A 15,940-nucleotide genomic window follows, 5' to 3' on the forward strand; every position below is an offset into this window, starting at 1 on the left:
GTGCGAAGTGTTCGTGAAGCTCTCGGAATGCAGGATCATCCTTTCTTGGGACGATCGGACGGGGTGTCCGAGACCTGCCGGCGCAGACGTATTGCTTCCGCAAAGCTGTCAGATGGCTGCCTTTGCGGAGCGGGACGGTTCTCGGGCTCGTCAGGCTCCGGTGCTCGCAGGACGGAGAGCAGCGCTTCGCTGTCGCGGTCCAGACGCTTGTCAGCACCCGACGCGTCGAGCGTATGGCCGACCAACTCGCCCGAGAGACGATAGATATTGTTCCCCCGGAGATCGTAGACTTTCTTGCCGGTGAGGTCGAAGATCGATGTGCCGTTCAGAACCCCGGCGCGGATTCCCCTCTTGTTGAATATGTATCCGCTCACCACACATCTCCCATCGACGGCCCTTTGGCGGTACGCCGGCGACCGCCTATCGGGTCGCAACCCGGCCTTTCGCCTCCTCCTCGGCCAGACGTATCATGAGCCATTGCCGCCGGACGTCGTCTTTGGCCAGATCGATCTGCCGTCTGAGGATTTTGAGGTTTTCGAGGTGGATGAAGTCTTCCAGGTCCTCCATTCGGGGGCACCCGCTCAGGTCGGTGGCCTCAAATCGTGACTGGCGAGCCAGAGGGCCGCGGCCGATCTCATCGGATCGGTTTCGACTGCGGCAGCACGAATGTGATGGCAGGCGCACGCGAACGTTCCGATGTCAAAGGCGGATGAGCCGGGGATCCTCACCAAGCTCATGGGTTCGCCGCACCTGGGACAGCGCGGCCGCCGGTCTGATGCAAGTGACGAACCGAATGAGTGGGAATGTTGCAAATGCATGCGATGCACCCTCGAGATCAGGCGGGAGCGTTACAGCACTCTCAGTCACCGATAGATGCCGATAAGGGGCGGTGATACAACCAGCATGAGCCGCCGGGGCCGAAGTTACTGGTCAATATTGCTCGCTCGAGCAAAGTTCCCGCCGCCTGGAGCCCGGCCCGGTTGCCTCGGCAGACACCGCGGCTAGACGCCCAGCGCCTTCCGATTGAAGGTTCGCAGAACACGCAGCGACAGCGTTCGCACGTTCGCGACATTGAGAAGCCACGCCGCGGCGGCGTAAGCGAAACCGCCCGCAAGGCTCACGATGACCAGCGCGACGAGCCCGGTGCCGTCGACCTGCGACCGCGCGACGAGGATCGCAGCCGCCATGGCTGCGGCGGAGGCGGCAACGCCGGCGAGACGATTGACGTCGAACGGCACGGGATGGGCACGGTGCATCAGGACGAGTGCGACGACGAAGCCGATCGCCTCGGTCGCAAGCGTCGCCAGCGCCGCGCCGTTGAGACCGTAGCCTGCGACCAGCGCGAACATCAGCGCGACGCTCACCACGAGCGTGAGGAAGGACTGCGCCGCCAGCATGAACGGCCGCTCGGCGAGCTGAAAGCTGATCTGGACGTAGAACTGATTGGCGATGCCGAAGAAGCGGGCGAGCACCAGGGTCGGCAGCAGCGCCGACACGCCGGCGCGGAAGTCGACGCCGACCAGCGTGCCTGCGACCTGGTCCGCCGCCAGCGCCAGCCAGATCGCGACGGGCGCGACGACGACGAGCAGCAGCTCGAGACTTTCGTTCAACCGCTCGCGCGTGGTCTCATTGTTCTTCTCCGACAGCGATCGGAACACGAGCGGCACGGTCGCCGCGGCGACGCTGGAGGCGATCATCACCATGAACTGGCGCGGCAGATCGGCGGCGACGCCAAAGATGCCGGCGGCGTCCTTGCCGAGGAGATAAGCGACGATCAGGCGGTCGCAGGTCGAGTACAGCGCGACCGAGAGACCGGCCAGCGTCAGCGGCAGGCCGTAGCGCGCCAGCTGCATGAACTGGCTGCGCTGGAAAGGCGCGATCCTGGTGCGGTCGCCGACGAGATTGAGGATGATGCCGGTCAGCGAGCCCAGCCCGAACGCCGCGAGCAGGCCCATGCCGCCCCAGCCGAGCCAGATCCCGAGCAGGCCGAAGCCCACGCTCGATACGCTGCGCACGATCGAGATCGCCGCGAACCGGTAAGGGCGCAATTTGGCGCGCTCGAACTCCTGGCCGACATCGACCGCATTGGCCATGATCGCCACGAACATGCTGACGAGCAGCAGCTCGACGCTGACGTCGCTGCGGAACAGGAAGACCAGCGGGGTCGTGGCACAGAGCACCGCGGCCGTGAGCCCAAAGGCGACCATCGCCGTGCCGCGAAAATCCACCTCCGCCGACATCGCCTGATAGCGGGACACCGACAGCTTGATCCAGGCGAAGAAGATCGCACCCAGAATGCCGGCAAGGCTGATGCCGACGACATAGACGCCGTACTCTGCGGGCGTCAGCAGCCGCGTGTAGGCGGTGACCGCGAAGAAGCCCACCGCCGCAGGCAGGATATAGGCGACCAGGTAGATGGAGAAATGGCGGTTCAGCATGCGGGCACGGGACCGGAAGCGGTCATGCGAGTTTTGCGGCCGTTGATCAGTTGGACCTTGGGGTGACGATCGGACTGCGCCGCAGCATCCCCGAAGAGTGTCACATAAGTCTGCAAATCGGGCCGCGAATGGAGCCACGCGGCGGATTTCGCGCGTTAGCGTTAAATTTGCCCTTTCCTCGAACCGGAGCCGCAGATCACTGAGAAGAGACCATCATTCAGGCGCCTTAACACGCTTTCCAGCGCGTGAACGCGCCGGAACAGCGATGCAGCGGCCCATGGGTTGACGCACCTGACATCCGGCAAAGGTTAACCCAACACGACGAAACCCCGGCATTGCACGGCGCCGCTTGGTACGATGGCGCATTGGTTCCCGAGGGAATGCCGTGGCCAGGCTCGACAGACGCGAATTCCTTCTCGGCACTGCCGCAACGCTTGCGGCGGGCGGATCCGCGTCAGCCTTGCCGGCGTCGAAACTTGCCCAGCGCCGTCCGGGATTTGGTGCAGCGGCAACGCTCTGGGACCTGCAGGCCGATCCGCGGCTTGGCGAAGCCATCAGCACCTATTGCACGCAGGTCGTGCCGGTGCTCGAGCTGAAATGGCCGATGCTGCGCCCGGACGCGCACACGTTTGCCTTCGAGCGCGCCGACGCGATCCTGGATTTCGCGCGGGCGAACGATCTGACGATGCGCGGGCATGCGCTGGCCTGGTATCACGACATTCCGGACTGGACCAAGCAGATCAAGGACGCCAAAGGCGTCGAGCGTGCGTATCTCGACCACATCGGCACCGTCGTCTCCTACTACAGGGACAAGCTGACGTCGTGGGACGTCGTCAACGAGCCGATCCCGGACAATCCCCGCAGTCCGAAAGATCGGCGCGACACGTTCTGGACGCAGCATCTCGGTAACAACTGGATCCCGCTCGCCTTCCGCACGGCGGCCGCGGCCGATCCCTTGGTCAAGCTCGCGATCAACGAATACGACATCGAGTCGGCCAAGGACTCCTTCATCGCCAAGCGCGCTGCCTACCGCAACCTGATCATGGAGCTGCTCGACCAAGGTGTCCCGCTGCACGCCGTGGGATTGCAGTCGCATCTGCATGCCGAGCTCGAGATCGACACCCATGGGCTCGCCGAATTCGTCACCGAGCTGCGCTCGTGGGGGCTGGAAGTTCTCGTCACCGAGCTCGACGTGGACGATCAGAAGCTGACGGGCAACCCGGCCGAGCGCGACGCCATCGTCGCCAAGCGTGTCGATGATCTCCTGACCGCGATCTCGACCAGCGGCCCGGTGCGCTCGATCCTGACCTGGGGCCTCTCGGATCGCTACAGCTGGATCAACGGCACCTTCGCCCGCGCGGACAAGCAGCCGAACCGTCCCCTGCCGCTCGACGGCGAATTCAGGCCGAAGCCGTTCATGGACGTCATCAGCAGGTTCACGAGGGACGTTTGAGGGCAGCTTGTTCTAGCGCGTCTTCGGCGTCTCGAACTCGGCTTCGTCTCCCATATGATCGGGAGACAGGCTCGGTCCGCGACGGTCGCGCGAGCTGAGACGGAACACGTCGCGGATGTCGCCGATCGAGGTCGACGAATAGGACTGGATGCAGAGCGCGACCTGCTCGGGCGAGGCGGCGCGCATCATCGCCTCGATGGCCGGGCGGTCGAGACGCGTGTCATCCCAATGCGAGACCGCGATGCTGTCTTCCGTCACCCGATGTGCTGCCAGATGCTCCGGCGAATTGGCGACGAAGTGGCCGTAGAGCAGGTACTCGGAAAACTTCTTCTTGCGGCACAGTGCGAGAGCCCAGCCGAGGCCAGTCGCCGACTTGATGGCGTCGGTCATCGCGCGCGCGGTATCCTTGTCCCAGACCAGCGCGTTGCCGACATAGTCGTCTGCCGGAAACGAGCGCTCCTTGATACCGAGAAGCTGATCGACGGTGCGGAGCCACAGCACATGTAACGGGTGGTCGGCGTCGATCCCTTTGCGCGTGACAAACAGCGGCGTCTTCTCACCGCCGGCATATTGGCCGACATCGAATTCGCGGAAGAACAGATTGTCTGAATCCAGGATGCAGACGCGCTGCTCGGGCGCATTGAGGACGCCGGCGATCTTCAGCATCTGCTGGATGTGCCAGCCGTGCACGGGTGACGACAGCAGCGACAGCCAGACGCGTCGTTTGCTGATGAACTGGAGCGCCGGCGGCAGCGCCCAGAGCCATTTCGGCAAGTACCGCGAGGCCGGAACGATGACGCGCTTGTCGGAAGCGAACCGCTCGAACAGCGGCACGTCCTCATCGTTAACGAGAACATAATGCCGCGTATATCCCGTCAGCCAGGTGTCGATGCTCTCGCTGAGCAGCGAAAAGCGTTCGATATCCTTGGCATAGCTAGCAGTCAGCAGTGCAACGGAATGCATGGAGCGTGCTCGAATGGCCATCAAGCCATAGTCATAACCGCACCGGGGGGCGCTGGATACTCACATTCGCAATCAAGGTAAAATGAAACGAAGCATCAGCCATCCGACGGCAGTCCCTGCTCGATGCCGCGAAACCGCAGCGGCGCCAGCGCGGAGGCGCGGCGCCACCAGTCGGCGACGCGGTCGTCGAGCGCGGTCGTGCCGCGACCCCGGCCGGGAAAGATCCTGATCTGCTGGACCGGCTCGGCCTCGAACCCCCTGCCCTTGCGCGTGATCCTGACGACGGCACCTTCGCGGTCCCGCTGGGTCAGCGGCACCAGAAGGCGGCCGCGCGGGCGGAGCGACTGGAGCCAGAGCGGATGCGGATGCGAGAAGCCGGCATGCACGATGATGACGTCGGCGGGCGCGCCGATGTCCTCACACCCGTCGCCCTGGACGACCTCGACATTGCGATAGGCGCGAAGAAAGTTCGCGGCACGGGCTGCAAGCCGCTCGTCGCATTCGATCGCACGCACGCTGCCCTTCGGACCGACGATCTTCGACAGCACCGCCGAGAAATAGCCAAGCCCGCAGCCGATCTGGACCACGTGGTCCTTGTCCCCGACGTCGAGCAAATCGATGAAATGCGCCCACAGGCTCGGCAGGCCGGTGTCGAGCTTGCGGCGCGCGTCGATCGCGACCAGCACATTGTCGTAGAGATGAACGGGATCGGCGTCGGGCGTCAGCCGATAACTGCGCGCCGCCTCGCTCTTGATGCGCCAGGGCCCTCTCGCCAGAAAATCCTCGCGCGGCACGGCGGCGAGCGCTTCGAGCAGGCGCTTTGAGGAAATCCGCTCGCGCTTTGCGATTCTTTCCACGTAGCGCGCACGCGCGGCGGCGAGATCGCTCATGTCAGGGATCGATCCGTTCCCGAACGGGCGCGTCCGCGCGAAGGTCGTTGACGAGCTGCATCGCCTGCTTCAGGTCCGGCGTGAGGAAGCCCTCGCTGAACTTGCCGACGATCGGCGTCAGCAGGAGCGTCGCTTGCTCGCCCTTGCCGGCATCATGCGACAGGCGCGCGAGACTGACGGCGGTTCGGAGCTCCCAGGACAGCGCGCCCTGCTTGCGCGCGGTCTCCAGCGACAGCACGAACAGATCTTCCGCTTCCTGCACCGACGCCGGATTGCCGTCCGACAGGGTGATCTCGCCTTGCAGCCGATAGACCTCGGCAAGGTAGGAGTGATCGCCGGTCCGCCTTGCGGTCGCCAGCGCTCCGTCCAGCGCGCGAAGGGCGGCGTCGCGCAGGCCGACCTTGGCGTAGGCTTCCGCGAGCAGGCATCGGAACCAGCAGCCGGCGAGCCAGGAATCCATCGCCTCATATTCGTCGAGGCCGAAGCGCATCTGGCTGAGGCCCTCGTCGGCCTCGCCGAGCTGGGTCAGCGCCCAGCCGCGCAGGATCGCGGCCTGCTGCTTCCAGTGCAGGAAATTGTGCTCGGTGGCGATGATCATGGCACGGTTGGCGTGATCGCGCGTGCCTTCGACGTCGCGCAAATGCTGGCAGAGATAGGCGCCGAACACCAGCGCGAAGGCGAGCGTGAAGGGATGGCGGATCTTTTCGGCGTTCGCGATCGCCTGTTCGCTGTGCTGGCGCGCCGCGTCGGGCCGGCCGAGGAACCACAGGAGATAGCCGAGATAGGACAGCGAGACCACGCCGGGATCGGTGCCGTGGCGCACCATCAGGTCGGAATGCAGATCGGGGCTGTAGAGATTGATGCAGCGGTGCAAATGATGCTGCGAGGCGGCAAAGCGCCCGCGATAGAGCATGGTCATCGCGATCGCGCGATGCGCCTCGATCAGATAGCCGGTCTGCTGCGCCGGCTGCGTCCGCTCGCTCAGCCGCTCGCGCTTGGCGAATTTCAAAAGTTCGACGCTGAGATCGTGCGCGCGCGTCAGATCCGCCCGGATGAAGTGGCACACCCAGAGCCCGCGCGTGGCAGCAAAGGTATTCTCCTCATCGTCGAGCTGCCGGCCGAGCTCGAGCGCACGGACGTAGTTCTCCTCGACCTCCTGCACCGCATAGCCTTTGGCGGCGATCAGCGCGTTGCCGAGCGCGATGCGCAGCTCGAGCTCCATCTCGTCGGCGCCCTGCATGCGCGCATTGGCCTGCACGACGCTGAGGCCTCGGTGCAGATGGCCGATCGCCTCGAGATTGGCGCCGCTCTTGGCCGCCTGCTTGCCGGCCTTGAGCCAGAAGCTCGCCGCACCCTCGCTCTGGCCGGATTCGGTCAGATGATGGGCGAGCAGCTCCGGCTCGCGCTCGGTCTTCTCCGGATACATCTCGGCGAGCACCTGGACGATGCGGGCATGCAGCTTGCGCCGCTCGCTGTGCAACAGGCTCGCATGCGCGGCGTTCTGGATCATCACATGCTTGAAGGAGTAGAGCGCGTCCGGCGGATGGCCGCGGCGCATGATCAGCCCCGCCTCCTCCAGGTGATTGAGCGCCGCCTCGATCTGCTCCGAAGGCGTATTGGCGACTGCGTGCAGCGTCTCATAGGAGAACTCGCGGCCGATGGTGGCACCGATCTGCGCGATCCGCTTGAACGGCCCCATCCGGTCGAGACGCGCCATCAGCGAGTCGGTCAGGGTTGCCGGGATCGCGAGTTGCCGCCACGGGCCCGACAGCACGTAGCGCCCGTGCCGCTCGGTCAGCAGGTTGGATTCGAGAACGGTCTTGGTCAGCTCCTCCAGGAACAACGGCACGCCGTCGGTCTTGACGATGATCTCCTCGACGACCTCCTTGGGAAGCTCTCTCCCGGCGACGCGCTCGACCATCGTCGTGCGCAACTGCCGGCTCAGGCGGTTCAGCACCAGGGTGGTGATGTGCGAATGCGCATTCCAGCTGGGCTGGAACTCGGAGCGCGCCGTGATGATGACGAGGATCGGCTCGTTCTGCACCTTGTCGACGAAGAGATCGATGACCTCGCGGGAGGTCGGATCGATCCAGTGCAGGTCCTCGAAGGCCATCACGAGCGGCATCTCGCGTGCGAGGCCGAGGAAATGATTGACCAGCGCCACGACCGTCGCGTCCTTTTGCTGCTGCGGCGACAGCTCGAGCGGCGGATAGCGGTCTCCGGTCGGTATAGACAACAGTGCGGCAAACAGCGGCGTGACCTGCTCGATGTCGCCATGGGCGGCGGCGATAGCGGTCTCCAGGCTCGCCAGCGAGTGCGCGGACGCATCTTCCCGGTCGAGGCCGAGGGAGAATTTGAGCTGCTCGGCGAACGGATAGAACGCGGTGGACGTGTAGTAGGGCGAGCACTGGAACGAGACCTGTCCGTGGCGGTCGCCTGCGATCCGCTCGAAGATCTCCTGAATGATGCGCGACTTGCCGATGCCGGGCTCGCCGAACTTGACCACGACCTGGCCGTCGCCATCCTTGACCTGCTGCCAGCGTCCCATCAGCAGCGCGATCTCCTCCTCGCGGTTGACGAGCGGCGTCAGCCGCGTGCCCATCGCGGCGGCAAACCGGGTCTCCACGCGCGAGGCACGCACCACATGCCAGGCCTGCGTTTTCTCCGAGATGCCCTTCAGCGCATGGACGCCGAGATTGCGGTAGTCGAACTTCCCCTTCAGCAGCGACTGCGTCGAGGCCGAAATCACCACGCCATTGGGCGGCGCCAGCGCTTGCAGGCGCGCGGCGAGATTGACGGTTTCTCCAACCGCGGAGTCGCGCTCTTCGGTGCCCTGCCCCACGAGGTCGCCGACCACGACGAGACCGGTCGCGATCCCGATACGGACGGCGGGCGAGTGGCTGAGCGCGCCACGCGGCTCGATCGCGCGTGCAGTCGACAGCACCCGCACGATCTCGAGCCCCGCACGCACCGCGCGCTCGGCATCGTCCTCATGTGCAGTCGGATAGCCGAAATAGACCAAAATGCCGTCGCCGACGAAACGGGCGGCAAAGCCCTCGTAGTGCTTGACCACGCGGACGCAGGTCTCGCGGAAGCTCGCGATCAAGTCACGCACGTCTTCCGGATCGAACTGCACCGAGAGCGAGGTGGAATCCACCATGTCGCAGAACATGGTGGTGAGTTGACGCCGTTCGGCCCCGACCTCCGCCCGGGCCTGCGGGGGCGCCGCGGCGGCCGGCGCCTCCGCGGTTTCAGCCTGGAACAGCGCCGCCATCGCTCGCTGGAGCCGCTTGCGATCACCAAGCGGCAATCCGAGCTCGACCAGGTCGGATTCGGTGAGATCCGCCATGACATCGAGATCGAGGCGGTGCTGCGCGAAGAGATCGGAGTAGTGCGCAAGGCCGATGCCTTCGAGCCAGCGCTTCAGCCCGCCTTCCGCTCCCGTGCCCGGCTCATTCTCCAGCATGGTGATTCTGCCCGACCATCACTCCGTCGAAGGGCTTTAGGCCCCTCAACCACAGATTTTGGGGCCCGAACTTCACCTCAGACTGGACGCGTTCCCTAACTCATAGGAAGAATAGCTCAATCAGATCAAAAAGGAATGGCATTGTCGGACATTGCATCCGGAGCGGGATCGGTCGGCGCGAGCGGCGAAACGAAGATCTTTTCCCATATCGGCGGCCTTCTCGACTTCTACGCCCGCAGGACGCCGGCGGCGCCCGCCCTCCTCGCCCCTGGCCGGCCGGCCCTCACCTACGGCGCGCTCGGCGAGCGGACGCAGGATCTGGTCCGCACGCTGCGCGGGCTCGGCATTGCGCCGGCTGACCGGATTGCCGTTGCGCTGCCGCGCGGCGCGGACAGCGCGCTGGCACTGATCGCGGTCGCATCAAGCTGCGCCTGCGTCCCCGTCAATCCCGATCTGACCGCGGACGAGCTGCAACGCTATTTCAGCGAATTGAAGCTGACGGCGCTCGTCACCCGGGCCGACATGAACTCGGCCAGTCGCGACGTCGCCAGGGCGCTCGATATCGCGGTGATCGATTTCGTGCCGGGGCCGCAAGACGATCTCGGAGGCTGCGCGTTCGTTGGCCCGGCGGTCGGTCCGGCGAGCGCGAGCGGCGCCTCGCGCGGCGACAATGATGCGTTCATCCTCCTGACCTCGGGCACGGCGGCGCGGCCGAAAATGGTGCCACTCACGCATCGCAACGTCTGCCTGTCCGCCACCAATGCCGGCCGCGTGCTGTCGCTCACGTCCCACGATCGCCTGCTCAACGTCCTGCCGCTGTTTCACGCCCATGGTTTGATCTCGGGTCTGCTGACGGCGCTCGCCGCGGGCTCCAGCGTGATCTGCACCGACGGCTTCGACGCCGCGTCCTTCTTCGGCTGGATGCGGGAGCTGCAACCGACCTGGTACACGGCGGTGCCGACCATCCATCGCGCGCTGCTGACGGCGGCGGAAGCCGATCCGGGCCGCGCCCGGGCCTCGTCGCTACGCGTGATCCGCTCGGCCTCGGCCTCGCTCGCGCCCGCGATCCTTGGCGGACTGGAGGCGACGTTCGGCGTCCCCGTGCTCGAAACCTACGGCATGACGGAGGCGGCCTCGCAGATCGCGGCCAACCCGTTCGAGCTGCGCAAGCTCGGATCGGTCGGCCGCGCCGCGGGGCCCGAGATCGCGATCATGGACGAGACGGGCCGCGCGCTTGCGAGCGGCGCACACGGCGAGATCGTGCTGCGCGGCGCGAACATGAGCCGTGGCTATTATAATGACGAGGCGGCGACGCAGGCCGCCTTCCGCGACAGCTGGTTCCGGACCGGCGATCTCGGCTATCTCGATGCCGACGGCTATCTCTTCATCGTCGGCCGCATCAAGGACGTCATCAATCGCGGCGGGCAGAAGATCTCGCCGCTCGAGGTGGAAGAGGTCCTGCTCAGCCATCCGGCAGTGCTGGAGGCCGGCGTCTTTGCCGTTCCGCACCCAAAGCTCGGCGAGAACGTCGCCGCCGTCGTGGTGTTGCTAGCGAATTCCGAGGCGACCTCGGACCAGTTGCGCAAGTTCGCGCGAAAGCGTCTCGCGGCCTACAAGGTGCCGAGTCTGATCCGCAGCGTGGCGGCGCTGCCGAAGGGCGCCAGCGGCAAGGTCAAGCGCAACGCACTGGCTGATCTGATCGCGACGGCGGAGGACGCCGATGCGGCGCGCCTGCCGCGCACCACGCTGGAGACGCAGCTCGCGGAGATCTGGGCCGGTCTGCTGGAGCTGCCGCAGGTCGGCATCGATCAGGACGTCTTCGCGCTCGGCGCGGACTCGCTCGCGGTGACGCAGATGCGCTCGCGCCTGCGCGAACGCTTCAACGTCGACTTCTCGTTCGAGGACATCTTCGACTGCGCTACGGTCGCCGCGCTTGCGACCCGGCTGGAGACCGCCGCAACCCATCGCGAAGCGGCGCTGCCGGCCTGGCGCCGGGCCGGAGCTGCGACAGCGGACGCGCCGCTGTCGTACCAGCAGCAGCGGATGTACCTGCTCTCGCGGCTCGATCCGACCCGCTACAACTATAATGTCGTCGAAGTCGCGCTCCTCAAAGGCCTGGTCGACGTCGCCGCGCTTTCTGCGAGCCTCACCGCGATCTGCGCCCGCCATGAGGCGCTGCGTTCGGTCTTCGTCGAACGGCAGGGCGAGCCGGCGCAGCTTGTGCTGCAATCGCCGCCAAAATTCGAGCGGATCAAGCTCAAGCCCTGCCCTGCGGACAACCAGGTCGCGGTCGTCCGGCGCGAGACGCTCAAGCTCGCGCAATATCCGTTCGACCTGGCGCACGAGCCGCCACTGAAGGTCACGCTGCTGTCGTTCGACAAATCCAGCCACGCGCTGGTGGTCAATTTGCATCACCTCGTCACCGATGGCTGGTCGCAGCGGCTGTTCTGGGAGGAGCTCGCCGCCCATTATGCCGCGGCACGCAAGAAGGGCGTGGCAGCGCGGCCCTCGCCCACTTTCCAGTACCGCGACTTCGCACTGTGGCAGCAGAGCTGGGCGCGAACGCCGGCGGCGAAAGAACAGCTCGATTACTGGCGGACGCAGCTCGACGGCGTCACCACGCTGCCGCTGCGGACCGACCGGCCACGGCCTGAGATCTGGAGCGGTCACGGCGCCCGTCACTATTTCGAATTCTCCAGGGCCCTCTCGGGCGACGTCCGCGCGCTGAGCCAGGACCAGGGCGTCACGCCCTTCATGATCCTGCTCGCGGTGTTTCAGTGCCTGCTATTCCGTCACACCTCGCATGAGGATGTCGCGACCGGATCGCTGATCGCCAACCGCAACCAGATCGAGAGCGAGCGTCTGATCGGGCTGTTCGCCAACACCCTGATCCTGCGCAACGATTTCGGCGGCGATCCCAGCTTCGGAGAGATGTTGCGGCGGGTGCGCCAGGTCACGCTGGATGCCTACCGCAATCAGGATCTCCCGATCGAGGAGGTGCTGCGTGCGTTGCAGATCGCACGCCGGAGCGACGGCAATCCGCTGTTCCGGATCATGTTCATCCTCCAGAACGCCTCGATCGAGGCGGCACGCTTTCCGGGTCTGTCGACGCGGCGGCTGGAGGTCGATCCAAAAGTGGCGCGCTTCGACATCACGCTCGAGCTGGTCGAGGCCGACGGCCGATTCACCGGGTTCTTCGAGTACGCCACCGATCTGTTCGATGCGGCCACGATCGAAGACATGGCTGCTCAATTCAAGACCCTGCTCAAGGCCGTCATCGCCAATCCGGAACAGCGCATCTCGCGCCTGCCGCTGCTGACCGAAGCCGAACGCCGGCAACTGCTGGCGAAGGGCCACGGCGTGCCGGCCAATTTCACCACGCGCGGCAATTTGAGCGAACGCTTCGACCGTCAGGCCAGGACAACGCCGAACGCTGTTGCGGTGTCGGACGGACACACATCGCTGAGCTATCGCGAGCTGGCCCGGCGCAGCCAGGCGGCCGCGCGCTGGCTGGCCCGCGAAGGCGTCGGTGCCGAGAGCGTGGTCGCCTTGCTCGCGGAGCGCGGACCCGATCTGCTCGCCGCAATGATCGCGGTGCAACGCGTGGGCGCGGCCTTCCTGAACCTCGATCCCGACCAGCCGCCGGCGCGGCTTGCGACCATTCTCGGATCGAGCTGCGCCCGCGTGCTGCTGATCGGGCGTGCCCAATCGGCCATGGTCGAGGCACTGCTCGAGCCGTTGGTCGAGCGCATCCAGGTGGCCGAGCTCGACGACGCGATCGCGCCGCGGGCGACCAAGCCGGCCCGCGCCGCGCGGCGCGCGGCATCCAGCCTCGCCTATCTCATCTATACGTCCGGCTCCTCCGGCGCGCCGAAAGGCGTCATGATCGAGCAGCGCGGGCTGTCGAACCATCTGGCGTCGCTGATTTCCGAGCTGAAGCTGTCGGCCAGGGACGTGATCGCGCAAACCGCGCCGCAAAGCTTCGTCATCTCGGTCTGGCAGTTCCTCGCCGCGCCGATGGTCGGCGCGCGCGTGCATGTCTGCGGCAACGCGATCGTGCAGGACCCGATCCTGCTCGCGCGGGAGATCGAGCGCGAAGGTATCACCGTGCTCGAGATCGTCCCGTCGCTGCTGCGCGTGATCGTCGATCGCATGGACGAAGCGCCGATCCTGCGCGCCTTCGCGAGGCTCCGCCTCCTGATCTCGACCGGCGAGCCGCTGCCGGTCGACCTCTGCCGCGCCTGGTTCGCCCGCTGCCCGAAAGTGCCGCTGATCAATGCCTATGGCGCATCGGAATGTTCCGACGACGTCTCCCTGCATCGCCTGACCAAGCCGCCCGCGACCGCGACGAGCAACGTTCCGGTCGGCGCGCCGCTGCCGAACACCCAGCTCTACGTGCTCGACGCAAACCTTGAGCCGCAGCCGGTCGGCGTGACCGGCGAGCTCTGCATCGGCGGCGCGGGCGTCGGCCGCGGCTATATCAACGATCCCGCGCAGAACAAGCAACGTTTCCTGCCCGATTCGTTCTTGCGCCAGGCCGCTAGCCGGCTGTACCGGACCGGCGACCTCGCCCGCCGCCGCGCCGACGGGACGATCGAGTGCCTCGGCCGCGCCGACCATCAGGTCAAGGTCCGCGGCTACCGCATCGAGCTCAAGGAGATCGAGAATGCGCTGGCTGACCATCCGAGTGTGCGCGCCGGCATCGTCGAGCCGCGCCGCGAGGCCAGCGGCGACGTCAGGCTGATCGCCCATATCGTCGCAAGGCCCGGCAGCCGGGTCAGCGCCAGCGAGTTGCGCGACTTCCTGAAGAGCCGACTGCCCGGCCATGCCATCCCGTCCGCATTCCTATTCATGGATCAGGTGCCGCTCAACGCCCATGGTAAGATCGACCGGTCCATGCTGCTGGCACCCGCACAGCAAGAGGCATCCGAGCCGGATGCGGCCGTGCCGGCGCGGCGTTTCACCGAAAAGGTGCTCTCGGATATCTGGATCGATCTGCTGAAGGTCGAGAACCTCAGTGTCACCGACAATTTCTTCGATCTCGGCGGCCATTCGCTGCTGGCGGGCCAGGCGATGGCGCGCGTCGCCCGCGCGCTCGGCGTCTCGCTGCCGATCAAGACCATCTTCGAGGCGCCGACGATCGAGGAACTTGCCCGGCGGGTCGACGAGGCCGTGGCGGCGAAGCCGCACAAGCCTGCTGCAAGCCTGCCAAGACTCACTGAAACAAGGCTGGCTGAAAACGGCCCTCCAACGCTCTCGATCGCGCAGGACCAGATGATTCGCATCGAGCAGAGCCTGCCGGGGCTGCCGCTGTTCAACCTGCCCTTCGCCTTCCGCCTCCAGGGCCCGCTCGATCCGGCCACCCTCGCCCAGGCGTTCGGCGACATCGTGCGTCGCCACGAATCGCTGCGGACCGCGTTCGGCTGGAGCGGCGGGGAGCCGGTCAGCCGCATCGCCACACCCAGCGAACTCGGGCCGGTCCTCACCGTCGAGGTCATTGGCGACGGGCGGCCGCACAACAACAAGCGGCGCCAGGCGCTCGAACTCAGGAAGATCGATCTCCTGATCGAGCAGGAGACCTACACCCCGTTCGACACCGCGCGGCCGCCGCTGTTGCGGGCACGGCTGTTGCAGCTCCATGCCGACGATCACGTGCTGCTGCTGACGCTGCATCATGCCGTTGCCGACGGCTGGTCGATCGGCGTGCTGTTCGAGGAATTGTCGAGCCGCTATGCGGCGCTGGCCGGACGTCCCTCGGCGCCGCTGCCGAAGCTGCCGCCGGCCTTTTCGGACGTCGCACGCTGGCAGCGCTGGTGGTGCGGCACCGACGCCGCCCGCCGCCAGGCCGCCGACTGGACGGAGAATCTGCGCGGCGCGGCCCCAATCTTCGACGGCGACGCGAACCCGGGCGCGTCCACCGGTCACCATCAGCTCAGGCTCGAACCCGACCTGATCGCGCGGCTCACGGCGTTCGCCGGTCAGCATAACGCCACGCTGTTCATGTGCCTGCTCACCGGCCTGAAGGCCCTGCTGCTGGCACGGACCGGCCGTACCGACATCTCGGTCGCCACCGCGATGGCCAATCGCGCCCAGCCGGACACCGACCGAATCGTCGGCCCGTTCGAGAATACGGTGATCGTCCGCACGAAAATCACGCCGGATCTGTCGTTCGCCCAAGCCTTGGTCCGCGTGCGCCAGAGCGTGCTCGATGCGCATGCGCGGCAGGAGCTGCCGTTCAACATGCTGGCCGACCATCTGGAGCAGCAGGGGATCGACCCGGCCGCGCTGCTCCAAGTCTATTTCACGCTGCAAAATCCGCTGCGCCAGCCGCTCGACCTGCCGGAGATTGCGGTGCAATCGATCGGAAACATCGCGCGCGAGGGGCAGCCGGTGCTGCCGATCGACCAGACCTGGCTGTCGCTGATGCTCAAGGAGCGCCCGACCGGAATCACCGGTTCATGCAATTACAAGGGCGAACTGCTCGAGGCCCGTATGGTCGGCGAGTGGATGGAGGATTTCGTCGCGCTGCTGGGGGCCGCCGCCGCCCAACCAAACACGCCGCTCGACCGATTGCTCGATCGCAGGGCTGCTTGACCGCCTGTACAGCACGGGCGAATACAGGTTCACTCGTCAAAGCTGTGAATGACCAAGTTGCATCTTGATTATTTGGCGCCAGCGCGCAAGATTATTCTCGCGTTTCGATTTGGACGATTATTTTGATCCGGGGGAG

Annotated in this window: 8 protein-coding genes; 2 read left to right on the forward strand and 6 right to left on the reverse strand. The window is 65.9% G+C overall.

What is annotated here, in order from left to right; all coding sequences use genetic code 11:
* Positions 1–35: 35 nt before the first annotated feature.
* From WN73_RS26645 to WN73_RS26655, 3 genes are all read right to left on the reverse strand, one after another.
* Entirely contained in the window at positions 36–374 is a 339-nt protein-coding gene (locus tag WN73_RS26645; RefSeq protein ID WP_271555358.1) for a hypothetical protein, read from the reverse strand.
* Positions 375–420: 46 nt separating this feature from the next.
* Positions 421–567, reverse strand: a complete 147-nt coding sequence (locus WN73_RS26650; RefSeq protein WP_156149857.1) for a hypothetical protein — start codon at positions 565–567, stop codon at positions 421–423.
* A gap of 434 nt (positions 568–1,001) precedes the next feature.
* Complete coding sequence (locus WN73_RS26655; protein ID WP_060910725.1) at positions 1,002–2,438, reverse strand: lipopolysaccharide biosynthesis protein; 1,437 nt, start codon at positions 2,436–2,438, stop codon at positions 1,002–1,004.
* Positions 2,439–2,823: 385 nt separating this feature from the next.
* Between WN73_RS26655 and WN73_RS26660 the strand changes: the two genes are divergently transcribed.
* Positions 2,824–3,891, forward strand: coding sequence for an endo-1,4-beta-xylanase (locus WN73_RS26660; protein WP_271555359.1), 1,068 nt, complete (start codon positions 2,824–2,826; stop codon positions 3,889–3,891).
* Positions 3,892–3,903: 12 nt separating this feature from the next.
* Here the strand turns inward: WN73_RS26660 and WN73_RS26665 are convergent, their stop codons facing one another.
* The 3 genes from WN73_RS26665 to WN73_RS26675 all read right to left on the reverse strand — a co-directional run bounded on the left by WN73_RS26665 (position 3,904) and on the right by WN73_RS26675 (position 9,210).
* Positions 3,904–4,854 (reverse strand): DUF6492 family protein, encoded by a 951-nt coding sequence (locus WN73_RS26665; protein ID WP_271555360.1) that lies wholly within the window; start codon positions 4,852–4,854, stop codon positions 3,904–3,906.
* A 95-nt stretch (positions 4,855–4,949) separates the two neighbouring features.
* Positions 4,950–5,744, reverse strand: coding sequence for a protein-L-isoaspartate O-methyltransferase family protein (locus tag WN73_RS26670; protein WP_271555361.1), 795 nt, complete (start codon positions 5,742–5,744; stop codon positions 4,950–4,952).
* A gap of 1 nt (position 5,745) precedes the next feature.
* On the reverse strand, positions 5,746–9,210 hold the full coding sequence (locus WN73_RS26675; protein WP_271555362.1) for an ATP-binding protein: 3,465 nt from the start codon (positions 9,208–9,210) through the stop codon (positions 5,746–5,748).
* 135 nt (positions 9,211–9,345) lie between these two features.
* On the opposite strand from WN73_RS26675, the gene WN73_RS26680 reads away from it, so the two are divergent.
* Positions 9,346–15,804, forward strand: a complete 6,459-nt coding sequence (locus WN73_RS26680; RefSeq protein ID WP_028175191.1) for a non-ribosomal peptide synthetase — start codon at positions 9,346–9,348, stop codon at positions 15,802–15,804.
* Positions 15,805–15,940 lie beyond the last annotated feature (136 nt).

The sequence above is a fragment of the Bradyrhizobium sp. CCBAU 45394 genome (genome assembly GCF_028128655.1).
Classification (GTDB): Bacteria; Pseudomonadota; Alphaproteobacteria; order Rhizobiales; family Xanthobacteraceae; genus Bradyrhizobium; species Bradyrhizobium diazoefficiens.